17 protein-coding genes, 1 other RNA gene and 1 pseudogene are annotated in these 24191 nt (G+C 73.5%); 9 read left to right on the top strand and 10 right to left on the bottom strand.

From position 1 onward, the window contains the following. From ACF07B_RS03610 to ACF07B_RS03585, 6 genes are all read left to right on the top strand, one after another. Complete coding sequence (locus tag ACF07B_RS03610) at positions 1-933, top strand: hypothetical protein (protein ID WP_392177605.1); 933 nt, start codon at positions 1-3, stop codon at positions 931-933. Positions 934-936: 3 nt separating this feature from the next. Next, positions 937-2955, top strand: a complete 2019-nt coding sequence (locus ACF07B_RS03605; RefSeq protein WP_392177604.1) for a PQQ-binding-like beta-propeller repeat protein — start codon at positions 937-939, stop codon at positions 2953-2955. A 240-nt stretch (positions 2956-3195) separates the two neighbouring features. Continuing rightward, positions 3196-5280 (top strand): hypothetical protein, encoded by a 2085-nt coding sequence (locus ACF07B_RS03600; protein ID WP_392177603.1) that lies wholly within the window; start codon positions 3196-3198, stop codon positions 5278-5280. Beyond that, a complete protein-coding gene (locus tag ACF07B_RS03595; protein WP_369484551.1) occupies positions 5273-6394 on the top strand; it encodes a hypothetical protein in 1122 nt (373 codons plus the stop codon). The genes ACF07B_RS03600 and ACF07B_RS03595 overlap by 8 nt, the downstream gene beginning before the upstream one ends. Then, the gene (locus ACF07B_RS03590) at positions 6391-9261 is read left to right on the top strand and encodes a hypothetical protein (protein ID WP_392177602.1); all 2871 of its coding nucleotides are present in this window, start codon (positions 6391-6393) and stop codon (positions 9259-9261) included. The genes ACF07B_RS03595 and ACF07B_RS03590 overlap by 4 nt, the downstream gene beginning before the upstream one ends. Beyond that, positions 9258-10787: a VWA domain-containing protein gene (locus ACF07B_RS03585; RefSeq protein ID WP_392177601.1), complete on the top strand. Its 1530-nt coding sequence runs from the start codon at positions 9258-9260 to the stop codon at positions 10785-10787. Before ACF07B_RS03590 ends, ACF07B_RS03585 begins: the two co-directional genes overlap by 4 nt. A gap of 178 nt (positions 10788-10965) precedes the next feature. Here ACF07B_RS03585 and ACF07B_RS03580 read toward each other — a convergent pair whose 3' ends face one another. The 6 genes and pseudogenes from ACF07B_RS03580 to ACF07B_RS03555 form a co-directional block, all read right to left on the bottom strand. After that, positions 10966-12351, bottom strand: coding sequence for a hypothetical protein (locus ACF07B_RS03580; protein ID WP_369484554.1), 1386 nt, complete (start codon positions 12349-12351; stop codon positions 10966-10968). Then, positions 12348-12713 carry a hypothetical protein gene (locus tag ACF07B_RS03575; protein ID WP_392177600.1) on the bottom strand — a complete coding sequence of 122 codons (366 nt, stop codon included), beginning with the start codon at positions 12711-12713 and terminating at the stop codon, positions 12348-12350. The genes ACF07B_RS03580 and ACF07B_RS03575 overlap by 4 nt, the downstream gene beginning before the upstream one ends. A gap of 217 nt (positions 12714-12930) precedes the next feature. Beyond that, positions 12931-13344: RNase P RNA component class A (gene rnpB, locus ACF07B_RS03570), an RNA gene on the bottom strand. A 70-nt stretch (positions 13345-13414) separates the two neighbouring features. Then, positions 13415-14179: pseudogene (locus ACF07B_RS03565) on the bottom strand (DMT family transporter); the annotation flags it as partial. Between the two features lie 136 nt (positions 14180-14315). Further along, positions 14316-15251, bottom strand: coding sequence for an AraC family ligand binding domain-containing protein (locus tag ACF07B_RS03560; RefSeq protein WP_392177599.1), 936 nt, complete (start codon positions 15249-15251; stop codon positions 14316-14318). Between the two features lie 100 nt (positions 15252-15351). Continuing rightward, complete coding sequence (locus ACF07B_RS03555) at positions 15352-16785, bottom strand: RNB domain-containing ribonuclease (protein WP_392177598.1); 1434 nt, start codon at positions 16783-16785, stop codon at positions 15352-15354. Positions 16786-17316: 531 nt separating this feature from the next. Here ACF07B_RS03555 and yaaA point away from each other — a divergent pair. Both yaaA and eda read left to right on the top strand, forming a co-directional pair. Then, positions 17317-18117 (top strand): peroxide stress protein YaaA, encoded by an 801-nt coding sequence (yaaA, locus tag ACF07B_RS03550; protein ID WP_392177597.1) that lies wholly within the window; start codon positions 17317-17319, stop codon positions 18115-18117. 146 nt (positions 18118-18263) lie between these two features. Further along, the gene (gene eda, locus ACF07B_RS03545; RefSeq protein ID WP_392177596.1) at positions 18264-18908 is read left to right on the top strand and encodes a bifunctional 4-hydroxy-2-oxoglutarate aldolase/2-dehydro-3-deoxy-phosphogluconate aldolase; all 645 of its coding nucleotides are present in this window, start codon (positions 18264-18266) and stop codon (positions 18906-18908) included. 102 nt (positions 18909-19010) lie between these two features. On the opposite strand, the gene ACF07B_RS03540 is transcribed toward eda, so the two are convergent. Then, positions 19011-20027: an NAD(P)-dependent alcohol dehydrogenase gene (locus tag ACF07B_RS03540; protein WP_392177595.1), complete on the bottom strand. Its 1017-nt coding sequence runs from the start codon at positions 20025-20027 to the stop codon at positions 19011-19013. A 130-nt stretch (positions 20028-20157) separates the two neighbouring features. On the opposite strand from ACF07B_RS03540, the gene ACF07B_RS03535 reads away from it, so the two are divergent. Continuing rightward, on the top strand, positions 20158-20958 hold the full coding sequence (locus ACF07B_RS03535; RefSeq protein ID WP_392177594.1) for a helix-turn-helix domain-containing protein: 801 nt from the start codon (positions 20158-20160) through the stop codon (positions 20956-20958). A 47-nt stretch (positions 20959-21005) separates the two neighbouring features. Here ACF07B_RS03535 and ACF07B_RS03530 read toward each other — a convergent pair whose 3' ends face one another. The 3 genes from ACF07B_RS03530 to ACF07B_RS03520 are packed head-to-tail and all read right to left on the bottom strand — an operon-like array spanning position 21006 to position 24169. Next, entirely contained in the window at positions 21006-22565 is a 1560-nt protein-coding gene (locus ACF07B_RS03530) for a bifunctional RNase H/acid phosphatase (protein ID WP_392177593.1), read from the bottom strand. A 12-nt stretch (positions 22566-22577) separates the two neighbouring features. Continuing rightward, positions 22578-23321, bottom strand: a complete 744-nt coding sequence (locus tag ACF07B_RS03525; protein WP_384233892.1) for a zinc ribbon domain-containing protein — start codon at positions 23319-23321, stop codon at positions 22578-22580. After that, the gene (locus tag ACF07B_RS03520) at positions 23318-24169 is read right to left on the bottom strand and encodes a Nif3-like dinuclear metal center hexameric protein (RefSeq protein WP_384233856.1); all 852 of its coding nucleotides are present in this window, start codon (positions 24167-24169) and stop codon (positions 23318-23320) included. The genes ACF07B_RS03525 and ACF07B_RS03520 overlap by 4 nt, the downstream gene beginning before the upstream one ends. Positions 24170-24191 lie beyond the last annotated feature (22 nt).

The following is a 24191-nucleotide window of genomic DNA, read 5'->3' as shown; positions in this document are numbered from 1 at the left end:
ATGAATCCTTCCCTCACCCTGCGGGCGCGGTGGGCCGTGCTGTCGAAACCCCAGGCCGACAGCAGCGACTACCGCGTTCTGGTGTGCAGCGACGGCCCCTCGGCCGTGTGCTGGTTCGAACGCGTCGTCCGGGACACCCTGTTCGGCACGCCACCGCCGTGGTCCACGGCGGGTCGGCCCGGCGAGACCCTGCCGTGGATCTCGTTCGGGGCGTGCGACGCCGGGGCCGCGGGCGCGGGCGGCCGGTGGGTGACGGTCTCCGTGACGGACTGGAACAGTCCCACGCAGGCGACCTGGGACTCCTCCGGCCGGCGCTCCGCCACCACCCGCTGCTTCCTGGTGCCCTACGAGGACGTGGCCCGGCACGGCGTCGGGCTGGTCTCCCTCTGGAACGCGGTGCGGCCGGTTCGGCTGCCTCCGGAGGCGGGGCAGGACGCGGCCCCGGTCCTCCTCACGGCGCAGACCGACCACCTGGAGCGGACCGCGCGGCTGGTGGACGAGCTCGGCTTCCGCTGGGTGGCCGCCACCGCGGCGGCCGCGCTGGAGACGCCGCTGGCCCTGACCGCCCAGGGCGACCGGTTCGCCCTGGTGCGGATCGGCACCATCGACGCGATCGCCTCCCTGCTGCCGTTCGGCTACCGGGCCGCGCTGACCGCGTCGACGTGGGCCCCGGACGCCACGGCGGCCGATCCGTGGATCTGCTACACGAGGGCGTCCTCGGCGCGGCGGCTCACGGTTCACGAGCGCGCCGCGCCCACCCCCGCCGCTCCCCGGGCCCGGGCCCATCTGGCCAGGCTGCACCTGCTGCACGACGAACTCGGCACCCTCGGACTGCTTCGCGCGCTGGCCGAACGGACCGCGCCCACCGCGTTTCCCGGCGTCGTCGGCACGCGGCCGGGGACGCGGCGCTCCGACTCGTACCTCAAGGACTGATCGATGGAAGCACTGCGAAGAGGCGACCCCCGGCGGCTCGGACGGTTCGGGCTGCTCTCCCGGATCGGCGCGGGCGGCTTCGGCGAGGTGTTCCTCGGGCAGGAGGAGTCGGCCACCGGCCGGATCGCGGCGATCAAGCTCATCCGTGCCGACGTAGCCGAGTCGGAGCGGCTCCGGCCGCGGTTCCGCAGCGAGATCGAGGCGGTGAACCGCGCGGGCGGCGAAGGCATACCCGAGCTGCTGGACGCCGACCCGGCGGCCGACCGTCCCTGGCTGGCGACACGGTACATCCCGGGTCCCTCGCTGCAACGGCTGGTCGACGACGCCGGTCCGCTGCCCGAGGACACGGTGCTCGCCCTCGGCCGCCATCTCGCGGGCACCCTCGCCGACCTGCACGGCGCCGGGCTCTACCACCGGGACATGAAGCCGAGCAACGTCCTGGTCACCAGGACCCGGCCCTGGATCATCGACTTCAGCCTCGTCCGGCTGGCCGCCGACCCCAGCCTGACCGTCACCGCGGACGCCATGGGCAGCTTCCAGTACGCCCCGCCGGAACAGGCGGGCGGACTGGGCCGTGCGCAGGGTCCCGCCGACGTGTTCGCCTTCGCCGCGACCCTGCTGTTCGCCGCCACCGGACATCCGCCCTACAGCGGCCGCAACCAGTTCGACATCCGGCTGCGGGCACTCACCGAGCCACCGGACATCTCCGGTGTGCGCGAGGGCGCCCTGCTCGAACTCATCACCGCCTGCCTGCGGTTCACGGACACGGAGCGCCCCTCGATGAACGAGGTGCGGGCCACCCTGTCCGGTGTGGCGGACACCGACCGCATCCCCTATCCGCCCGCCGCGCGGCGGGTGTTCGAACGGCACTGGTCCGCACTGCGCGCCCTCCTCGGGCCGCGGGCCGACCACCTGGAGCGGGAGGAGGCGGGCGGCCGGGAGCGGCCCAGGAGCCGGACGCGGCACGACCCGCCGGGCAGGGCGCCGTCCGCCACGGCCGGCGAGCAGTGGGTGTGGCACTGTCACGACTGGATCCGTGCCGCCCCCTGGCTGCGCGGGAACGTGGTCCTGACCGTCACGTCGTCCGGGATCCTCTACTGGGTGGACTACCGCAGCGGGCAGCTCCTGGACCGTACGGAGCTGGGGGCGCCGGTACGGGGCGCGATGGTCCCGGCGGGCGACGCGGTGGTCCTGGGGACCGCCGACGGAAAGGTGCACCACGTCCGGCCGGCGTCCGGCCGCCTCACCCGCGCGCGGCACGCGTTCGCGGCGACCGTGCACGCGGTGGGCTGGTCGGCGGGCCGGGACGGGGACCCCGGACAGCTCTTCGTCGCGGAGGGGACGGGCGTGCGGATGCTCGACCCCGGGTCGGGGGACGTTCGCTGGGCCGCCGGGGACGTGGGAGCGGTGACGGGACGGCCCCTGCTGACCGGCGCGACGGTGGTGTGCTGCACCGACCGCGGCTCGGTGCGGTGCCTGCGGACGGACGACGGAAGCCCGCTCTGGGACGCCGGCCTGCGTGCCGTCTCCCCGGCCGGTCCGACGGCGCTCGGTGACGCCGTGGTCGTCGCGACCGCGGACGGGCGGGTCGAGGCCCTGCACCGCGACGCGGGCCGCCGCCTGTGGAGCACGTCGGTGGGCGGCACCGTGCACCTGCCGGCCGTCGCCCGCGCCGGGGCCGTCGTGCTGGCCACCACCGAGGGCGCGGTGACCGCCCTGGACGCCGTGGACGGCAGCGCGCGCTGGAGGGTGGCCGCCGGCGACGGTCCGGGTCCACGGGCCCTGGACGTCCTCGCGGACGGCTCGGCGGTGTGCGTGGCCGGCCCGGACGCGATCCGGCTGCTGGACATCGCCGACGGCCGTGAGCGACGGCGCTGGGACGTGCCCACGGTATCGGCGGTGCGCCCGGTCGAGGGCGGTCTGATCGCGGTCGGACTCGACGGCGCGGTGCGCCGGATGGCGCTGGACGGCGCGGACGTCCGGGCGGAGTCCGGCGCAGTCGATCTCCACCGAATTCACTGACATACACGTACTTAATATTGCAAGTTCCGAAGAAATATGTCATTTCATCGGACGATGACCGGTGATCTCACTACGATCGCTGACGGTCCTCAAGCTGCCAGTCCTTCACCGGGAGTTCATCGCCCCGGTGCAGCCGTGGGGACGCCGGTCCGAGGGGGGAGCCGTGCACAGCGTTGCCAGGGCGCGCAAGCGCCCGACACCCGCGTACTGCGGGCAGGGTCAGGCCCTTGGGCGCCGCCCGTGACGGGCGTCCGCCGGGACGGGTCCGAGTTCTTCGAAGCGCGGACCCCGGACGCCGAGGACCTGGACGCCGGGGAACCCGGACGCTGTCCCGTCTGCTGGTCGAGCGGCACTCCCGGACCGTGCGGCACCTGCGGCTGGGAGCCGGAGGCGGCCACCGGCCCCGACGCGCGGAACGAGGAGATCGCCGCCTGCTGGTCCTGGGACATCGCCGCCGCCGTCCTCGCCTCACAGCACATGGCGACGAGCGGCGCGTCGCACGGCAGGCCGCCGGGCGGCACCGTCGACGTCCGGCTCCGGTCACTGATCCGCCGCGCCCCCTCCCGGCGACCGGACCGCGACGTCCGGGCCCCCGGCCCCGACGAGAACCGGGGCGGACCGCACGGCGGTCTCTCCGGTGCCGTGTCCGTCCTCACCGCCCTCGCGGCCGGCGAGTGCGACGCCGTCTGCGTCCTCGGCATCTCCGCGACCGGCCTGGCCGTACGGGAACTGGGGCGGGACGAGAACGGGACCGGCTGGACCCACGGCCTCGTCGAGGACGGGACGGCCTGGTCGGAGGCCGCCGCCTGGCTGCCCACCGCCGCGGTGGAACGCGCCTTCGTTCTGGCCGGAGGCATCGGCACGGCACCCCCGTACGGAATCCGGGGCGTGCGGCGGGCCGCCGATCACGCCTGGGAGCCCGCCATCGACCGGGCCCTGACGGCGGCGCTGGCAGCTCTTCGCGCCGCACGCGCCCAAGGCCGTGCGGTGCCGCTGGTCCTCGTCTGCCAGACAGCCGGCTGGCGCTGGCCCGGCCACGCGGCCAGGTCCCTGGCGGCCCGGGCGCCCGCCGCGGCCCAGGTGCTGCTCGACGCCTCCGACCCGCGCACCCTGGACGAGATCGTCGCCGAGGCCTGTCATCAGGTACCGCTGCGCCGCGGCTACGCCCTGCTCACCCGGCCCGGACCGGCGGACCGGCGGGCCACCGCGGCCCGCGTCCTCTTCCCCGGCGGCACCACGCTGCCCCGGAAAGGCGAACTGCTGGCCTCCGTCGAGCTGTTGGCGGACCCGGGACAGACCCCCGGGGTGTACGCCCTGCCGCTCGTCACCACCCGGGGGGACCGCACCGAGGACTGGCCCGTCCTGCGCACCGGGCGGACCCGGGTGGACCCCGGGTCACGGAGCACCGTCACGGTCGCCCTCGACCGGAACGGCCGACTGCGCTTCACCGAACCGAAGGTGTTCACCGAGGAACGGGACGGACACACGCTGCCGTACCCGGCCGGCCCCGCGTCGCACCACTCCGGCGCCGCCGATCTGCTGCTGCTGCTCGAACTCGGCGGCGAACGCGGCGAGTTCGAGACGCGCACGGACTTTCTGAACGCGTTGCTCCAGCAGGTCGACAGCGCCTGGCGCCGGCACCGGGACGGCGGCGGCCCGGCCGGGGGGCCGCCGGGAAATCTGCGGGTCGGGCTCATCGGCTACGAGGACCACACCTTCCTGCCGGCGCGGGCCCCGACGGCGGTCAACGTGCTCAGACCCTGGGGTCCCGGCTCGGCGGGAGCCGCCGCCGAGGCCGTCCGCCTGTTCGCCCCGCGCCCCGTACGACACGACTACGCGGCCCCGCTGGAGGACGCCCTGCACGCCGCGGCGCACTGGCGCCACTGGCGGGACGGTGCCCGGCAGGTCCTGCTCGTGCTGGCCCGACGGCCACCCCATCCGGTGCGCCAGCAGGCCGACCTCAGCCTGCCCTGCCCCGACGGACGCGACTACGAGAAGTCCCTGGACCGTCTGCGGTCGGAGACCTGCCCCGGCCTGACCCTCGTCGGCGTGCGCCAGCCGGCCGTCGGCAGCTCCGGGCACTGGCGGCCCAAGACCCTCGAACGACTGCAGAAGGCGTGGCGCGGCCTCGGCCGCGACCACCTCTTCGCCCTCGGGACCCACACCCCGGAAGATGTCGCCCTCTGTGTCAGCAGCGCCTTGGGCCGCCCCGCGGAGGCGCCCGCGCTGCTGACCGATCCCGGCGGCCGACGTTCCGCCGTGCCGCACGGCTTCGGCCCCTCGCCGGCACGACTCAGCCTGAAGGACAGTGAGCACGATGACTGAAGACGAGTCGGACAAGACCCGGTTCCCACCGGCTCTCATGCCACCGAACCTCTTCGGGGAACCCGTCGAGGACGACGGGGCGGAACAGCTCTGGCCGGTCGAGGCCTCGCCCGACCCGACCGAGCACAGCGTCCGGGACCCGGCGCCTGCCGGCCCCGGCGATCCCGCCGCCACCCGGCAGCAGGACGGCACCACCCGTATCGGGGTGTGGGGTTCCCCGGCCTCGGGCAAGACCACGTTCCTGGGCGCCCTGCGGCTGGCGGCGCTCGACCCTGACGGACCGTTCGGCCGCTGGCAGGTGGTGCCGTCGGACGACGCCTCGGAGGCCTTCCTGGTGGAGACCTCCCGGCAGCTGGCCATCGACCGGGTCTTCCCTCCGGCGACCCAGCAGGTCCGGTCCTACGCCTGGCGGTTCCGGGGGGACGTCAGCGGCACCCCCTTCGGCAGACGCAGGCTCTGGCGCGCGCGGCCGTCGCACCGCATGGAGTTCGACCTGAGCGTTCTGGACGTGCCCGGCGGCGCGTACGAGGACCTCAGGGGCGGCGCCATCGCCACCCGCAGCATCGAGCACCTGGCCCAGGCCCAGGGCCTCGTCTATCTCTTCGACCCGCTGCGGGAGGCCCAGGACAGCGACTCCTTCGCCTATCTCAACGGAACGCTCACCCGGATCACCCGCATCTGCATGGAGGAGAACCGGCTCGACGGCCCCTATCTGCCGCACCACATCGCCGTCTGCCTGACGAAGTTCGACGACCCGGAGGTCTTCGACCGGGCCCGGCGCGGCGGCTGGACGGACCTCGGCCGCAACGGTGTGCCCGTGGTGTCCGACCCGGCCGGCTTCTTCGACTGGCTGGCCGACGACCTGCACGGCAGCACCATGCGGCTGGTGGGACAGACCCTGCGCGCCAACTTCCATCCGTCGCGCATCCACTACTTCACCACCTCCGCGATCGGATTCGGCACCATGCCGGGCGGCTCGATCGACCTCAAGCGGTTCGGCAACGTCAACGTCGTCGACGGGAACTACCGCATCGTGGGCCCGCTCAGCCCGTACAACGTGATGGACCCGCTCGTGGCCCTGCTGCTCGGCATGCGGGACGGAGTACGCGCGTGAACGACATGTTCGCCGTGAGGGCGTCATGGGCCTGGTACAGCAAACGACCCGGCTCGCTGCACGAGTACGACGTGCTGCACTGCGCCGGAGGAGCCGAACGCCGCGACTTCTTCGCCCCGGGCATCGCCGCCGCGGGCCTCGGCAACCCGCCCTCCGCGAACGCTCTCCACAACCGGCTGCCATGGGTCTCCGTGAGCGGGCTGCTCTTCCCGGAGGGACAGTGGACCGGCATCTCGGTGATGGAGTCCTCGACGCTGCGCGACGGCGCGAACCGCGAGGTCACCCCGACCCGCTACTTCCTGCTGAACTCCTCCCCCGAGCTGGCTCTCCACCGAGTGGAGTACGTGACCCTGTGGGACGCCGTGGAGAACGTACAGCTGCCCCCCGACCACGACGACAGCATCCCGCTGCGGGTCGCCGCGCAGTCCGGTCACGGACTGCTCACCGGGCTGGACACCGTCGCCGGCCATGTGCCCGGCATCTCCGCCGGGTTCGAGGACGACCAACGGCGCTCGGCGGCCGCGCTGTGGGCCGCCGCCGTGGCGGCCCTCCTCCTCGGCGGCGTCCGCGTCGTCATCACCGGCGGCGGCTCGCTCGGCACCAGGACCCGGCTGGCCGTCTTCGACGCCGTCGCCGGCTTCCTGCCGTACGGAGTACGCAGCGAACTGGCCGTGGGCAGTTGCATCGACGGGGGTGAACGTCCGCCCACCCACCTGGCGTTCGGGCCGGCGTACACCCCGGACACCACCCCTGTGCGGCTGGGCACCGTCCCGCGGGTGCCCGAAGGCCGGCCCGACCAGTACCGGCGCCGCCTGGCCCATCTGATCGGGGATCAGGGTTTCCTGGCGGTCGCCAACAGCCTGCTGTCCTACGACGCCCCCGTCCCCCTGACCGACCACGACGGCATCCTGCGCTGCCTGGACCGGCTGGACCCCTTCCAGGTGGCGGTGAACGCGGTGGAGGCGGGCCACGAGTCGGTCCACATGGTCGCCGAGGGCCTCAACAGCCTGACGGGCAAGGCCGGTCCGGACTCCGCCAAGGTGCAACGCCTCGTCCAGCGCGGGATCGACTACGTGGTCGAGGACACCGCCCGGGAGATGGACGACGCGATGCGGCGTCTGTGGGTGGACGAGGGCAACGGGCCGCTGGTGTCCGCGTGCGTGGCGGAGAATCTGCTGAACACGGCCCTGAGCGTCGCCGCCTCGGGCACCGACAGTGCGTCCTGCCGTACGCGGCTGAGCCGCCTGTGGCGGATGGTGAAGGACAGCGCCAGGGAGGCCGAGGTCCTGCGGCTGCTCTCGGACGACGGGGGCCCCGAGGCGGACCAGCGGCTGCCGTACATGGTCGACTGCCTGTGCGTCCTGGGACCGGCCGAGGTGACCGGGAACGGTCCCGCCGTCGCGCGGGCGCTGTGGGAGGCGCGCCGGCTCACCGCCGGGGTGCTCGCCAGGGAAGCGATCGCCCCGGCCGGGCTGCGGCAATGGCTGGAGGCCCTCGCGGTGAACAACCGTGAGGCGCCGACCTGGTTACGGGCATGGGCGGTCCTGCTGCCCGGAACGGAGGAGTGCTCGGTCTTCGGCGACCCGCGACCGACTCCGCTGGAGGCCCTGAACGTACTCTCCGCCACCGTGGGCGCGGGACGGGCGGACCTGACCGCCGAGACCGTCCGGGGTCTGTGGGGTCCGCTGCGCACACTGGCCCTCGGATCGCACCAGACGGAACAGGCCGCAGGGAACGGCCGGGACGGGGGGACGTTCACGCGTTCCTTCCTGAGCCGCGGGGGGACGCAGACCCCGTCCCCGCCGGACGCGGCCGAGGAGATGGGCGCGCGGGCACTCGCGGACCTGCTCGCCGAGGACGTCTGGCAGGACTGCCCGGCATGGGCGGACGTCCTGCGCTGCCTCGTGGGACTGCCGGCCTCCGGTCCGCAGTGGCGCGAGGACACGTGCCTCGCCTACGCCGAGAGCCTGAAACTCCTGCTGTGGGACAAATGGCTGCGCCCCTGTCTGGACCTGCTGCTGGACCAGCTCGCCCGCCCCGTGCTCGCCGAGCCCTGGGGCAAGGAGGGCGAGTCCGTCGTCCTGGCGATCCTTCAGAAGGCGCCGGACCAGAAGGCCGTGGCGGAGCTGTACCAGCGGGTGGCCACACGCGACCGGATCCTGCGGGAGCGATGGGAGGCGGAGGAGGCCGCCCGTGCCGCCGAGGCCCGGCGCAGGGAGGAACAGCAGGCGGCCGCCCTGGCGCCACGGCCGTTCTCTTCGGGGCCCCGCCCCGGCACGGGTCCTCGCGTCGCGGGAGCGCGCGCGGCCGGCGACGACTCCGGACGTGGGCACGTCGTCGGCGTCGGGGCATCGGCCCGGGACGCCCTGGACAGCCGGCGGCACGGCGACCTGGCCCATGAGGCGAACACCCCGATGGAGTTGCTCGGCTTCTCCGTCCGCCAGTCCCTTCCGGCCGGCGAGATCGCCGCGATGTGGGCGCCCTTCGCCCTCCAGCTGGAGACCCAGGACGGCCGCCAGGCCCTCGAACTGGCGGGCCGCTGGTGGGAGAAGGCGATGAACGAGGACCGCGAGGCGCTCTTCGAACACCTGGAGCGCGTGCTCCTCGTCAAATACCGGTACAGCCCCCGCGAGGCCGCGGACGCGCTGCACGACATCCGGCGGCTGATCGTGGCCGGCCAAGCCTCCGGCCACGGCGGCGGTGGATGGCGGGCTCGAACGATCCTCAAGCAGACCAAGAGGGACCTGAGACGGCAGCGCTCCCGCGTGCGTGAACTCCGCAGGGTACGGCTGCTGTCCTTTCTCAACCTGTCCCCGGGAACGCCGCGCAGGCACAAGAAGCCGTGGAGAAAAGGAAGCAGCCAATGAAGAACGACAAGCGGCGCGGAACACCCCGGCGCGCCCTGACAGCCCTCCTGGCCACAGGCCTCCTCGCGCTGGGGCCCTGTTCGTCCGCCCGGGCGGCCGACTCCGTCGACCTGGAATCCTTCCTGGACACGGTCGTCAGCCCCCGGGGAGCGAGCTACGCGGTGCTCGTCGACACCTCGCGGTCCATGGCCGACGACGGTGCCTACGACAAGGTCCGCGCGGTGCTCCCGACCTTCCTGAAGTCGCTCCGTTCCCAGGACCGTGTCTGCCTGATCCCCTTCAGCGACGGTGCCCGGGCCTGCGAGATGGTCTCCCGGGACGAGGCTCTCGCGGAGATCGACGACATCCTGCCCACGAGCCCGGACGGACCCGCCTCCAACTTCGGACGCGCCTTCGAACAGGCTCTGGACGGGCTCCAGCGCACCGACACCGACGTCTGCGGGGTGCTGCTGCTGTCCGACGCCGAGTTGCGAGCGCCCGATGATCCTCGCTACAGCGACTTCGACGCGAGCGGCTGGTCCACCCTGCGCAAACAGGCCTCCGGCCTGCCGGCGGACCGGAGCCTGACGGGCTACGGCATCTCCCTGGCACCCGGGACCGACGTCAAGAACGTACTGGCCAAGGTCTTCCCGGCCTACCGGATGCTGGACACGTCGGGCAGCCGGATCAGCGCGGCCATGACGGAGGCCCAGGACGACACCCGTCTGCGGCAGGCCGCCCTGTCCGTGGCCGGCGACCGGGGCAGGGGGATCCGCGTCTCCTGGCCCGGCGCCCGGAAGGGCGGGCAGGCGCCCGCCGCGTCGGACCTCCGGGTGAGGCTCACGGCGTCCACGAAGGCGCTGCCCGTACGGCTCACCGGCCTCCGGATCTCCGGTCTGCCCGACGGAGTCGCCCTCGCCTCGAAACTGCCCGGCTCGGTCGAACTCGAGCCGGGCGAGTCCCGGGACCTCGACCTCTCGGTGCGGTCGGCCACGACCCACCGCAAGGGCTGGACCAGCGGCCTCGGGCCCGAGACGTGGAATCTCTCCGTGACCGGCAAGGTGAGCACGCCGCTGGCCGCGGCGGCCCGGCGCTACGTCGGCAAGGACGTCCGCCTCGCCGACCGTCCGCTCGGCGATCCCCTGGCCGTCGAGGGGACGGCGCGGACGTCCGTCGATCCGCTGCGGTGGGCCGTGCTGTCGGCCGCTCTCCTGATGGCCCTGGTCCCGTACGGCGTCTGGCTGCTGCGGCGGCACCGTCCGGTCCTGGGAACGGTCTCCGCCGAAGCGGTCGACGCCCGGCAGCCCCTGCAGATCCCTCTGCAGGGACGCCGTGAGGTCACGGCCGACCTCTCCTCCCTGCTGGAGAGCACCGGCACGGTGCGCATCAAGAGCGTGCCGGGCCCGCTCGGCCAGCAGCCTCCCATCCGGCTGCGCTGCCGCACGGCCGACCGGCCGGAACGCGAGATCATCTGTCCTCCCGGCCAGACCGTCCTGCTGTGCGGAATCGAGTTCCACTACGCCACGCTGCCCGCTCAGCGCCTGTGATCCGAGGAGCGGTTCGCAGCCGGTGGGGCGCCAGCCTCCAGCGTCGGAGCCAGGCGTACGAGGCCTCCAGGAGGGCGATCCTGGAGGCCTCGGTGGCACCGATCGGAGATCGGTCCCGGACTCCGGACTCGCCGAGATCGCGGGCGGCCCCCCTCCCCCGGCACGTACAACGGTGCGGCTAGGTTCCGGCGGCTTGTGCCTGGCCGGTCTCCCCGCTCAGCGGTTCACCGACCAGCGCCGCCGCCGCGATCCCGTAGAGCAGATGGTCTTCCGGGAGCCCGCGAGAGGTGAAGGCCGCCCGCAATCTCGTATACAGGGCGTTGAAGGTCAGCGGCTGCTCCGGGTCACACAGCGCACCGATGGTTCCCTTGGGCAGGCCCCACGTTCGCAGCGCCAGGGCCGGCTCGCCCTCGGCGGCGAGGTGCGCGCCGTCGGCGAGCCAGGGCGCGTCGAGTTCGCGGCTCACCTGGTCGAAGAGCTCCACGTACGACTCCCGCGAGTGGCACTGGATCGCGTCCCAGTCCCCGGTGGTCTTCAGGTAGGAAGCGCCGAGCGGAGTGTGGATGGGTGCGGAGCCGAACATCCCGGGGGTGAAGGGGACGGCCCCCGCGCCGGTGGTGGACGCGGCTTCGGTCACCGTCAGGGCCAGGTCGAGGGTTTCCTGGGCGAGTCTGCGCTCGTCGGGGCTCATCTCCCGCAGCAGCGCGGCCGCTCGCCGGCGCGCAGGCGGATGGCTGACACCCCGTCGGACGAAGAGCCCTCGTTCGGTGGCGTGTACGGCCAGCATCCCGATGGCGGCCCCCACCGCTCCGAGAGCGGCTTCGCCTCCCTCGGGCGGCAGCTCGTCGAAAAGCTGTTCGCAGGTACGCCGGACCGCCCGCAGCGCGTGCAGGTCGGCCTCTGTCTCGAGCCGGTGGCTCTCCGAACAGACAGGCACGTACTCGTCCGGCGCGAAGGCACTCACCGCGGACGCGTGCCCCAGCACGTAGTGCGCGAGTTCGTGGGCCAGGACGAACTGTGCGGCCAGGTACTGGAAAAGGGCGGCCGACTCCGCGGCCTCCGGTTCCAGCCGGATCTCCACCTTCCCCGCCAGCCCGAACACCCGTTGCTGGGTGAAGTAGTAGCGCAGCACCCCGGTCAGCACCTGCGGCTCGGGACCGCGCCGACCCGCGAGCCCGAGGGCTTGGGCGTACAGACCGCACAGGCTGAAGGTCGCGTCCGAGACGAGGACGAGTCCCGAGTTGTCGGTGAAGCGTGTCATCCGGGCGGAGAACGTGTCGCGCTTGAGGGCCATCGCCCACACATCGCCCAAGACCGCGCGGCTCGCCCCGAGATCGGCCAGGGCGTCCTTCATCTGCCGGACCAGTTCAGCGACCATCTCACCGACCGGGTCGTCCGGTGCCTGGGGGCCGGTCGCACCGAACTCGGCCATCATCGTGTCGAGTTGCCGCAGCCCGCGGTCGTCCCCCAGCTCCGTGAGCCGCGCGCGCATCTGGGACAACTGGCGTGCCCGGTTGACCCGCAGCTTCTCGTACTGCCGGAAGGCGAGTCTCTCGCCGCTCACGCGGAGGGTTCCGGCGCCGGAGCGTTGCGGCAGAACACACCCAGCCCGACCCGGCCCACCAGCACGGCGATCAGGACAGCGGTCCTGGCGTCTCCCGCGAAGTCGGCGATCAGTTCCTGCACGGTGAAGGCATCGAGGAGCCGGTCCGTCGACGTCGTGCCGAGAAACGGCTGCACCTTCGCGTGATGGCAGATCCGGCGCTGCAACTCGGCATGCTTGTCCGCGAACCACTCCCTGCCGAAGTCCCGCTGGCTCTCCTCGTCCTCCGGCGACAGGCCAAGGCCCTCGCCCAGAAGTTCAGCCCCCAGCAAGGCGTACAGCTCGTCGTCGGTCTTGCCCCAGTAGCTCTCGACCGCAGTCATGGGCCCCGCCTCCCCGCACTCGCGCGACTACTGACCGGCGGCATGCTACTGACACCGGCCGCCGTCCAGGGGCAGGTCGGTGCGATGAGCTCTTTTTCGAAGAGACACCCCGCGAACCGGACGCGGAAGGTGTAGCGGACGCCGAGCGAAGCGGGCTCGGAAAGGGCCTCCGACGCGGATCAGAGGCCCATTTCCAAGGCAGAGCCGCGAGTGGCGGCAGACGAGTCGGGCTGTACGCCGGGTTCTGTCGCCCGGTCGCCTCGCGGCGGCCGGGGAGACGGCCATCCATCTAGGACCGGCGTTGCCGCCGGCCTCGTGCGGTCTACCCGCGAACTCGGGCGGGCAGCCCTCGAACGTTCGCGCAGAACCGCCTTCTCTTCCGAGAGAGCGGCTCCTCTTGACCTTGCTCCGGGTGGGGTTTACCTAGCCGCCTGAGTCGCCTCAGGCGCTGGTGGTCTCTTACACCACCGTTTCACCCTTACCGGGAACCGGAGTTCTCGGCGGTCTACTTTCTGTGGCACTGTCCCGCGGGTCACCCCGGGTGGCCGTTAGCCACCACCCTGCCCTGTGGAGCCCGGACGTTCCTCGGGAAGGTCCACAAGAACCTCCACGCGGCCGTCCGCCCGGCTCGTCTGCCGTGCCGACCATGGTACCGGGCGGGCGGGACGCCGGGGACCGGCGGTCGCCGTGGCGAGGACGGAGCCCGCCAGGATGAGGGCGAAGGCGGCGAGGATCCCGGGAGTCAGTCGTTCGTCCAGGAAGAGGGCGCCCGCGGCGACCGCGACCGCCGGGTTGACGTACGTGATCACCGTCGCCCGGGTCGGGCCCGCCTCCTTGATCAGTTCCAGGAAGGCCACGAAGGCGACGGCCGTGCAGATGACGCCGAGGCCCGCGAGGGCGGCCAGGACCTGTCCGGAAGGTATCGCCTCCGGCCGGGTGAAGAGGGCCGCGGGGGCGTAGACGAGCGCAGCCAACGCCAGGCAGGCGGCCGTCAGATGGAGCGAGGGCACGTCCTTGAGGCGGCGGGCGACGATGAGCGGCGCGGCGGCGTAGCCGACGACCGTCAGCAGCACCTCGACCAGCGAGCGGGCGTCGCCGCCGGTCAGGTGCGGTGCCGTGAGGACCGCGACTCCGGCGAGGCCGAGGGCGAGGCCCGTGACGCGCCGGGCGCCGAGCCGTTCCGTGTCGCCGAGGAAGCGGGCCGCGGCGACGCCGACGATCGGCACACCGGCGATCAGCAGGCCGGCGGTGGAGCTGGACAGATGGCGTTCGGCGTCCGTGAGGGTCCACCAGGGGACCATGATCTCGATGACCGCGAAGGCCAGCATCGGGCGCCAGTGGGCCCGGACGGTCCCGGCGAGGCCGCCCTGGCGGATCGCGAAGGGGAGCAGCAGCGCGGCGCCGACCGCACAGCGGGTGAACACCACCACCGACGGGGACACCTCGCCCACCGCCACTTTGATCATCAGATAGGGGATGCCCCAGATCACTCCCATCAGGGAGAACAGAAACCAGCCGCGTGCAGTCATACGGGCAGTCTCGGGCACCTCCGCGCGGTGCGTCTTGAACGCTGTTGCGCTCCGCGGACGGAACCGGCGCGCGCTACCGGAGCGGGGACAGGGACGGGAACGGGGGCGAGGACAGGGAGAGGGACGAGGACGGGAGCACGCTCGCGCGGTACGCGGCCGGCGTCACGCCGAGCACACGGCGGAACCAGCGGGTCAGATGCGCCTGGTCGGCGAAGCCCACGAGTCCGGCGACCTCGGCGGGGCGCAGTCCGGACTCCAGGAGCCGGCGGGCCCGGTTCACCCGGTGCTGGGCCAGCCAGGCGTACGGCGGTATCCCCGTCGTCGTACGGAAGGCGCGCAGGAGCTGGTAGCGGGACAGGCCGAGGTCCGTGGCGAGGGAGGCGAGGGAGGGCGGGTCCTGGAGTTCGCCGGCCAGGCGGTCCCGTACCGCGTCGGCTATGCGCGCGGCGCCGGGGACCTCGTCGCGGTCCGGACGGGCCGTGGAGTGGCGCCGGGTCAATGCGGCGAGCAGCCACGGGAGGCGGGACTCGGCCTCCAGCGGGTCCGGGCAGACGCTCAGTTCGGTGTGCGCGGCGCGCAGCGCGGCGGCGAGTTCGGGGTCGTCGAGCAGCGGTTCCCGGAAGTGCGGGAGGCCGCCGGCGGCACCCTCGGAGAGCAGGGACGGCTCCGCGTACAGGGCCCGGTAGGCGTAGCCGTCGCAGGCGGCGGGACCGCCGGTGTGCATCTCGCCGGGGGCCAGCACGACGATGGATCCCGGGCCGGTCCGGATGTGACCGCCGCGGTAGCCGATGAGCTCCGAGCCGCCGACGCTGACGCCGATGGTGAACTCGTCGTGGGTGTGCGGGGCGTAGCGGTGCTGGTCGAAGCGTGCCGTCAGCAGGTCCAGGGGCCGGCCGTCCCGGCCGAGGGTGGCCCGGGTCCAGCGGGCCTCTTCCTTCCCGGAGGGCTTCGAGGGGTTCCTCGCCGGTTCCGTGACGGTCCCGGCCGTCGCCTCTTTCCGTCCGGTCATGGCCGTCCCTCCCCCTCGCCGTCGTGGCCGGACGCGTCCGCGTCCGCTCTACGGGGCAACATCCGCGGCCCCCGTTTCCATGCCGGGGGCCGTCGCCGGATCAGGCGGGTTCGAACTGCGCCTTCGCGGTTCCGGGGTCCGCCCGGGTGAGCCGGGCCCGCAGGTGTTCGCCCAGGGGCAGTTCGGTCGTCCCGCCCGAGATCCGGGCGAACACCGCCGGGGACTCCAGCTGCACGGTCCCGACGGTGGGGTCGTGTTCCTGTACGTCCACCACGCAGGCCTCGAAGACCTCGCCGACGCGGTCCTTGAGGAGTGCGGCCTCCACGATGTCGACGCACTCGCGCTCGACGGTGCCGGCCCGCCTGCTGCCCTCGGCCATCTCCTTGGGCAGGGCGTCGAGGGCCGCGAGGACCCACTCGGGAGTCGGCAGACCGGCGGCGGCCGCGAGGCAGATCTCCGAGGCGTAGCGGTCGACGAGCCGGCGGAGCGGGGCCGTGCAGTGGGCGTAGGGCGCGGCGACGGCGGCGTGCGCGGTGACCTCGGGCAGCACCCCGTCCCGGAAGACGGTGTATCCGGCGCCGCGCAGCAGGGTCGTGCACTCCTGAAGGAAGGCGGCGTGGTGCGGCCGGTGCGGGTCGAGGGAGCGGACGAGCTGCGCGTACGAGACGTGGTGCGGCCAGTCGATGCGCAGGGCCAGAGCGGTGCGGCGCAGCCGTCCGACCGCCCCGTCCGGCGCCGGGGGCAGTGTCCGCAGCACTCCCGTGCCGTGGTCGAGCATCAGCTCGGCCGCCGCCATACCGGTGAGCAGGGAGATCTGCGCGTTCCAGCCGTCGGCGGGCAGCGGGGCCCGGTAGACGAGTTCGTACGTCCCGTCCTTCTCGGCGATCTCCTGCTCGGGCACGTTGAGCGAGATGCCGCCCCGCTCGGCCTCCAGGGCCTCGCGCAGGGTGCCGACCTCCTTGAGCAGCGCGAGCGATTCCTCCGCGGTTCCGTCGTCGATCCGGCGCTGCGCGGTCGCGTAGTCCAGTTTGGCGCGGCTGCGGACCAGGGCGCGGCGGACGTCGGTGACCTCGGTGCGGCCGTCCGGACCGAGGTCGATCGTCCACAGGACGGCCGGGCAGGTCTGGCCCGGGAGCAGGCTCGCGACGCCCTCGGAAAGCGCGGGCGGGTGGAGGGGGACCTTGCCGTCGGGGAAGTAGAGCGTCATCACGCGCCGGTGCGCCTCGGCGTCCAGGGCTCCGCCGGGTGCCACGAAGGCGGCGACGTCGGCGATGGCGTACTGGACGCGGTAGCCGCCCCGCTCGCGGCGTGACAGGTGCATCGCCTGGTCGAGGTCCTCTGACGTCGGCGGGTCGATGGTGAACAGGGGGATGTCCGTCGCGTCGTACGCGGGCAGGCGGGCGGGGCGCCCGGCCTCGGCGAGGACGTCGGCCGGGAAGCTCCCGGGGACGCCGAGCTCGGTCCGCAGCGCGCGGAGAGCGGCTCGCAGCGGAGCATGCGGGGCACCGGTGACACGGACGTGACGGCGGGGCATGGGTCGAGCGTAGGCCGGGGCCGACGGTTGAGCACGCGGAGCGGGGCGCCCTCCGGGCGAGGGGAACCGGTTCACGCCCGCCTGCGCCGGGGGCCGTTTCCAGGTGCCGGGCGCAGGGCGGGGGCCGGTGGCCCGGTGGCCAGGCAGGGCCCGTGGCCCAGTGACCCGGCAGGGCCCGTGGCCCAGTGACCCGGCAGGGCCCGTGGCCCAGTGACCCGGCAGGGCCCGTGGCCCAGTGACCCGGTGGCCCGGCAAGGCCCGGTGGCCCCGCAGGCCCGTGGTCCGGTGGCCCCGCAAGGCCCATTGCCCAAAGGCCCCGCAAGGCCCGTGGCCCGGCGGGCCCGGCAGGGCCTGTGGCCCGGCAGGGCCCGTCGCCCGGGGGCCCGTCGCCCGGGGGCCCGTCGCCCGGGCTACGGGCCCGTGGCCCGGGGGGCCCGTAGCCCGGGGGTGTGCCGGGGGCGGGCGGGGTGGTGGGTCGGGTGTGCGTCGTAGGCTGGCGGCGGTCCGTATCCACCGTGAGGAGAACCAACCGTGCTCGTGCTGCTGCCGCCCTCCGAGGGCAAGGCACCCTCCGGCCGGGGATCCGCGCTCAAGCCGGAGTCGTTGTCCCTGCCCGGTCTCGCGGAGGCCCGTCAGGCGGTCCTCGACGAGCTGGTCGAGCTGTGCGTGGCCGACGAGGAGAAGGCCCGCGAGGTGCTCGGGCTGAGCGAGGGCCTGCGGGGCGAGATCGCGAAGAACACGGAACTGAGGACCGCGGGCACGCGCCCGGCCGGGGAGATCTACACGGGGGTCCTGTACGACGCCCTGGACCTGGCCTCGCTGGACACCGCGGCCAAGCGGCGCGCGAGCCGTTCGCTGCTCGTCTTCTCCGGACTGTGGGGCGCGGTGCGGGTGACCGACCGGATCCCCTCGTACCGCTGCTCGATGGGTGTGAGGATGCCGGGCCTCGGAGCACTGGGCGCTCACTGGCGTACGCCGATGGACGCCGCGCTCCCCGAAGCCGCTGGCGACGGGCTGGTGCTGGACCTGCGGTCCTCGGCGTACACCGCGGCGTGGAAGCCCAAGGGCGAGGTGGCGGGGCGGACGGCGACCGTACGGGTGCTGCACGCGCAGCTGGTGAACGGGGTCGAGAAGCGTTCCGTCGTCAGCCACTTCAACAAGGCGACCAAGGGCCGGATCGTCCGCGGCCTGCTCACCGCGAACGCCGCGCCGAAGAACCCGGCGGAGCTGGTGGAGGCGCTGCGGGATCTCGGATACACGGTGGAGGCGGAAGCCCCGGACCGGGCGGGCAGGCCGTGGGCGCTCGACGTGGTGGTGCGGGAGATCCACTGAGCCGACGTCCGGTGACGGACGGGCGCCGAATGGCTGCCCGGCGCGCGGTGGCCGTCCGGTGGCCGTCCGGTAGCCGCCATTTCACGGGCGTTGCAACATGTGCAATGACCTTTGCGCATGATGCGCACCCCGGGCAGGATGAGGGCATGACCTCGTCGTCCTCCCCGTCTCCGCATGCCTCCGTCCTGGATCTCGCGCCCGTCGTCCCCGTCGTCGTGGTCGCGGACGTCTCCGACGCGGTGCCGCTGGCGCGGGCCCTCGTCGCGGGCGGGCTGCCCGCGATCGAGGTGACCCTGCGGACCCCGGCGGCACTCGACGCGATCCGGGCCATCGCGGCCGAGGTGCCGGACGCGGTGGTGGGCGCGGGCACGGTCCTGACGCCGGAGCACGTGGCCGGGGCGGTGGCGGCGGGCGCCCGTTTCCTGGTCAGCCCCGGCTGGACGGACGGACTGCTGGACGCGATGAAGGCCTCCGGGGTGCCGTTCCTGCCGGGGGTGTCCACGACCTCCGAGGTGGTGGCGCTCCTGGAGCGCGGGGTGCGCGAGATGAAGTTCTTCCCCGCGCAGGCGGCGGGCGGTACGGCCTACCTGAAGTCGCTGGCGGGGCCGCTCCCCCAGGCACGCTTCTGCCCGACGGGAGGCATCGGCCCCGAGTGCGCGCCCGACTACCTCGCGCTCCCCAACGTGGGCTGCGTGGGAGGCAGTTGGATGCTCCCGGCCGACGCGGTCGCCGCGCGGGACTGGCACCGGGTGGAGGACCTGGCGCGGGCGGCGTCGGCACTGCGCCGATAGTCACGCCCCGTCCCGTCCCGTCCCCGCTCGGCTCACACAGGCCCGCCCCGGCTCGGCTCGCACGGCCTCGCCCCGGCTCGCCTCGGACGGCCTCGCCCCCGCTCAGCTCACCCGGATGACCACCTTCCCGAAGGCCGCGCCGCTCTCGTAGTACCGGAACGCCTCCCGCACCTCGTCGAAGCCGAGGACCCGGTCCACGACCGGGCGGGTCCCGTGCAGTTCCAGGGCCCTGTTCATGGACTCGAAGTGCGCTCGGCTGCCCACGAAGACCCGGCGGATCGTGGCCAGACTCGCCGCGTACGCCGCGCTGGAGATCGCGATTCCGGACCTGCGCTCGTTCCCTGTGATCAGGAGCACGATCTGGCCGTAGAGCGCGGCGGCACGCACCGACTGCTCGATGGTGTCGGGCCCGTTGGTCTCCACGACGAGGTCGGCGCCGCGACCTCCGGTCAACTCCCTGACGGCGCGCGCCCATTCGGGGTTCTCGGCATAGTCGATGACGTGGTCCGCACCGAGGGCCTTGAGGCGGTCCGCCTTGGCCTCGCTCGATGTCGTCGCGATGACCTCGGCGCCCAGCATCTTGGCGAACCGCACGGCGAAGAGGGACAGCGCCCCGGTGCCGAGGGTGAGCACGGTCTGGCCGGGGGCGAGCGGCTCGCCCCCGGTCAGACAGTGCCAGGCGGTCACCCCGGCACAGGGCAGACAGGCCGCCTCCTCCCAGGTCAGATGGCCGGGAACGCGCACGGCGGCCTCCTGGCCCAGGCAGGCGTACTCGGTCAGCATGCCGTCGAGGGTGGCGCCGGGCTGGTCGAAGCGGTCCGGGGTGATCCGGCCGTCCAGCCAGTTCGGGAAGTACGTGCCGGCCACCCGGTCGCCCACCCCGAACCGGGTCACCTCCGGCCCCACCGCGACGACCTCCCCCGCTCCGTCGCTCAGCGGGATCACGTCCGGCACGGCCTTCAGGGGATAGGTCCCCCTCAGGATCAGCAGGTCACGCTTGTTGAGGGAGGCGGCACGGACGCGGACGAGGATCTCGCGGGGCCCCGGCTCCGGGCGGGCCGACTCACGCGGCACGATCCCGTCGACGGTGCCGGGCGTTTCGAGGTGGTAGGCGCGCATGTCCGCTCCCAAAGTGGGCTCCCGAGTGGTCGCGTCCATGCTGGTGCGCCCCCGTGCCCCGCTCAATTCCCGGCGAGGTATGACGAGTGCCGCCGTGCCGCTGCCGTGGGCGTGACGTACAACTGACCGCATGACGAGCGGTATCTCCACCGAGCCTCCTCCCTTCGCCCGGGAGCTGCTGCGCTGGCGGCACGCCCGCCGGGTGAGCCAGCTGGAGCTCGCCTCCCGTGCGGGGACGACCCAGCGGTACGTCAGTTTCATCGAGCGGGGGCGTTCGGTCCCGGGCAGAGAGATCGTGATCAGGCTCGCCGAGTCGCTGGACCTGACCCTGCGGGAGCGCAACGCGCTGTTGCTGGCGGCCGGTTACGCTCCCGCGTTCCCCGAGTCGACGCTCGACGCGACCGCGCTGAAGCCCGTACGCGAGGCGCTGGACGGCATCCTCGAAGGGCATCTGCCGTATCCGGCGGTGGTGGCGGGGCCGCGCGGTGAACTCGTCGCCGCCAACGCGGCGTTCGACGTCCTGACCGAAGGAGTCGCTCCCGAGCTGCTGCAACCGCCGGTGAACGTCCTGCGGCTGGCGCTGCATCCGCGCGGGATGGCGTCACGGGTGGTGAACCTCGACGCCTGGGGCCGGCACATCGTGGAGAACCTGCGGGCCCGCGCCCTGCGCAGCCCCGACCCCCGTCTCGACGCGCTGGTGGAGGAGTTGGCGGCGCACGTGCCGGCGAGCGAGCCCGGCGCGGACTACCTCGGCTTCGCCGTGCCGCTGCGACTGCGGTGCCCGGAAGGCGAGTTGAGGCTGCTCACCACGCTGACGTCGTTCGCGACCGCGGTGGACGTCACGCTCGCCGAACTCCATCTGGAGGCGTTCCTCCCGGCGGACCCGGAGACCGCCGGGATCCTCCGCGACCGAGCCGCCCGGCGGGGATGAGGCCGACGCCGCCAGGATCGGCGCGGTCGGGGTCGGCGCGGTCGGCGTCAGCGCAGATGCGAGGTGTCGTTGAACAGCCGGACGCTCGCGTTGCCGTCCCCGTAGTACGCGACCGCCGAGAGCGACGCCGCCGACAGTTCCATCCGGAACAGGGACTCCGGCGGGGCGCCGAGGGCCAGTCGTACGAGCGTCTTGATCGGGGTGACGTGCGTGACGAGCAGGACCGTGCGGCCGGCGTAGGCGGTGATCAGCTTGTCGCGGGTGGCCGCCATGCGGTGCGCCGTCGCGGCGAAGCTCTCGCCGCCGCCGGTCGGTTCGGCCTCCGGTGAGGCGAGCCAGGTGTTCAGGTCCTCCGGGTGGCGTTCGCGCACCTCGCCGAAGGTCAGTCCCTCCCAGGCGCCGAAGTCCGTCTCGCGCAGACCGTCCTCGATGACGACGTCGAGGCCGAGCCGGGCGGCGACGGCACCCGCGGTCTCACGGGTCCGCGCCAGCGGGGAGGCCACGATCGCCTGGATGGTGCCGCGCGCCGCCAGCGCCGCGGCCACGCGCTGGGCCTGTTCCCTTCCCACGTCGGACAGCGACGGGTCGCTGCCGCCGCTGCCCGAGAACCGCTTCTGCGGGGTCAGCGGGGTCTCGCCGTGCCGCAGCAGGACGAAGGTGGCGGGGGCGCCCATGTCCGGGGATGCGCTCCAGCCTGCGGCGGGCGTGGTGGTCGGGGTGGCGGCCACGTTTCTCGCGGCCCGCTGGTCGTCGCCCGCCCTCTCGGCTCGGCCGGCGTCTCCCGGCCCCGCGGCCGCCTTGCCGGCTTCGCCGCCGGGGGACGGGGTGCCGCCCGTGGCCGCCGGCCGGGTGCCGCCCGCCGGGGGCTGATCGCGCCGTTCCCCGCACCCCTCGCGGGGCTCTGCCCCCACCGCCGGGATCGCGGCTTCGCCGCCGGGGGACGGGGTGCCGCCCGTGGCCGTCGGCCGACTGCCGGTCGATGTTGGCTGAGCGCGCAGTTCCCCGCGCCCCTTACGGGGCACGTACGGAACCGCCGGTTCGCCGGGGCTCTCGGTGGCGCGGGTTTCTGCCAGGGCCGCGCGGGCCTTTGCCGCGCCTGCCGTCGCGTCGCCGGGCGGGCCCGTCGGCTCGGGTGCCGCGGACCGCGTCGCCCGCGCGTTCAGCTCGGCCGTCGACGCCGAGGGCGACCAGGCCTCGCCGCGCTTGCCGGCGTCCATCGCCTCGTTGGCCAGCCGGTCCGCGTGCTTGTTCCGCTCGCGCGGCATCCACTCGTACGTGACCTGGGAGGCCGGGAGAACCCGGGCCGCCCGCGCCGCCAGGGGCTTCATGTCCGGGTGCTTGATCTTCCAGCGCCCGGACATCTGCTCCACGACGAGCTTGGAGTCCATCCGGACCCTGACCCGCGCGCCCGCGTCGAGGTCACGGGCCGCCTCCAGACCGGCGACCAGGCCCCGGTACTCGGCGACGTTGTTGGTGGCGACGCCGATGTACTCGGCGCGCTCCGCCAGCGTCTCCCCGGTGGCCGCGTCGATGACCACGGAGCCGTAGCCCGCGGGCCCCGGGTTGCCCCGGGAACCTCCGTCGGCCTCGACGATGAACTCCCGCACGAACCGGACTCCCTACAGGCCGGACTCGGACGTACGCACGAGGATGCGGTGGCAGTTCTCGCAGCGCAGCACGGTGTCGGGGGAGGCCGCCTTCACGTCGTTCACCTCGGTGATGTTGAGCTCCAGGCGGCAGCCCTCGCAGCGGCGCTGGTAGAGCCGGGCGGCGCCGACGCCACCCTGCTGGTCTCGCAGCTTGGTGTACAGCTTGAGGAGATCGGCGGGCACCGAGGCCGAGATGACCTCACGCTCCTTGGTGACCGAGGCCGTCTCGCTGTCGAACTGCTCGAAGGCGGCGTCCCGGCGCGCGGTCGCGTCGTCGATCTTCGCCTGGACGGAGGAGACCCGCTCGGTCAGCTCGGCGACCCGCTCCTGGGCGGACTCGCGGCGCTCCATGACCTCCAGGACGACGTCCTCCAGGTCGCCCTGGCGCTTGGCGAGGGAGACGATCTCGCGCTGGAGGTTCTCCAGGTCCTTGGGGGAGGTGACGGCACCCGAGTCGAGGCGCTGCTGGTCGCGGACGGCGCGCTGACGCACCTGGTCGACGTCCTGCTCGGCCTTGGTCTGCTCGCGGGCGCAGTCGCTCTCCTCGGTCTGCGCGGCGACGAACAGGTCGCGCAGCTGGGTGAGGTCCTTGTTCAGCGACTCGATCTCGGCGTGCTCGGGCAGCGACCTGCGCTTGTGCGCGAGCTGCTGAAGACGGGCGTCGAGTGCCTGGACGTCGAGAAGTCGGATCTGGTCGGCGGGCGCGGCGTTCAGTTGGGGGCTCCTGATGTGTCGGTGGGTGAGGCCGCGTGGGCGGTCCAGGGGTCGGTGACCGTCCGGGAGACGTGGACGCGCAGTCCCCATCCCTTCCGGTCGGAGATCTCGTCGAGCTGGGCGGCGGCCAGCTCGCACCAGGGCCACTCGGTGGCCCAGTGCGCCGCGTCGAGCAGCGCGAGAGGACTGTGGGCGCGGGCCTCGGACACCGGGTGGTGCCGCAGGTCCGCGGTGAGGAACGCGTCCACGCCGGCGGCGCGCACGTCGTCGAAGAGGCTGTCCCCGGAGCCGCCGCTGACCGCGACGGTCCGCACCAGCGCGTCGGGGTCGCCCGCGACGCGGATGCCCTGCACGGTGGCGGGCAGCCGCTCGGCGGCCCGGGCGGCGAGTTCGCGCACGGTCAGCGGGTGGTCCAGCTCGCAGACGCGGCCGAGGCCACGGCGTCCCTCGGGGTCGGTCGCGTCCGGCACGAGGGGCCGTACGACCCGCAGGTCCAGCGCCCCGGCCAGCGCGTCGCTGACTCCCGGGTCGGCGCGGTCGGCGTTGGTGTGGGCGACGTGCAGCGCGATGTCGTTCTTGATCAGCGTGTGCACGACCCGGCCCTTGAAGGTGTCGGCCGCCACCGTCGTCGTACCGCGCAGGTAGAGCGGGTGGTGGGTGACGAGCAGGCCGGCCTCCAGCTTCACCGCCTCGTCGACGATGTCCTGGACCGGGTCGACGGCGAACAGGACGCGCGTGACGTCCTGGTCGGGGTCGCCGCAGACGGTGCCGACCGCGTCCCACCCCTCGGCCCGCTCCGGCGGCCAGAGGGCGTCGAGCGCGGCGATGACTTCAGACAGACGGGGCACGGGGAAAAGGCTACCTGGCTTA

The organism is Streptomyces sp. NPDC015532, from assembly GCF_043078065.1.
Lineage (GTDB): Bacteria > Actinomycetota > Actinomycetes > Streptomycetales > Streptomycetaceae > Streptomyces.
This window is presented reverse-complemented; position numbering and strand designations above follow the sequence as displayed.

Coding starts and splice junctions, on each gene's coding strand:
- ACF07B_RS03595 (WP_369484551.1), top strand. CDS start 5,273: ATGACTGAAGACGAGTCGGACAAGACCCGGTTCCCACCGGCTCTCATG.
- ACF07B_RS03575 (WP_392177600.1), bottom strand. CDS start 12,713: ATGACTGCGGTCGAGAGCTACTGGGGCAAGACCGACGACGAGCTGTAC.
- ACF07B_RS03585 (WP_392177601.1), top strand. CDS start 9,258: ATGAAGAACGACAAGCGGCGCGGAACACCCCGGCGCGCCCTGACAGCC.
- ACF07B_RS03610 (WP_392177605.1), top strand. CDS start 1: ATGAATCCTTCCCTCACCCTGCGGGCGCGGTGGGCCGTGCTGTCGAAA.
- ACF07B_RS03540 (WP_392177595.1), bottom strand. CDS start 20,027: ATGCGCGCCTACCACCTCGAAACGCCCGGCACCGTCGACGGGATCGTG.
- ACF07B_RS03535 (WP_392177594.1), top strand. CDS start 20,158: ATGACGAGCGGTATCTCCACCGAGCCTCCTCCCTTCGCCCGGGAGCTG.
- ACF07B_RS03560 (WP_392177599.1), bottom strand. CDS start 15,251: ATGACCGGACGGAAAGAGGCGACGGCCGGGACCGTCACGGAACCGGCG.
- eda (WP_392177596.1), top strand. CDS start 18,264: ATGACCTCGTCGTCCTCCCCGTCTCCGCATGCCTCCGTCCTGGATCTC.
- ACF07B_RS03605 (WP_392177604.1), top strand. CDS start 937: ATGGAAGCACTGCGAAGAGGCGACCCCCGGCGGCTCGGACGGTTCGGG.
- ACF07B_RS03555 (WP_392177598.1), bottom strand. CDS start 16,785: ATGCCCCGCCGTCACGTCCGTGTCACCGGTGCCCCGCATGCTCCGCTG.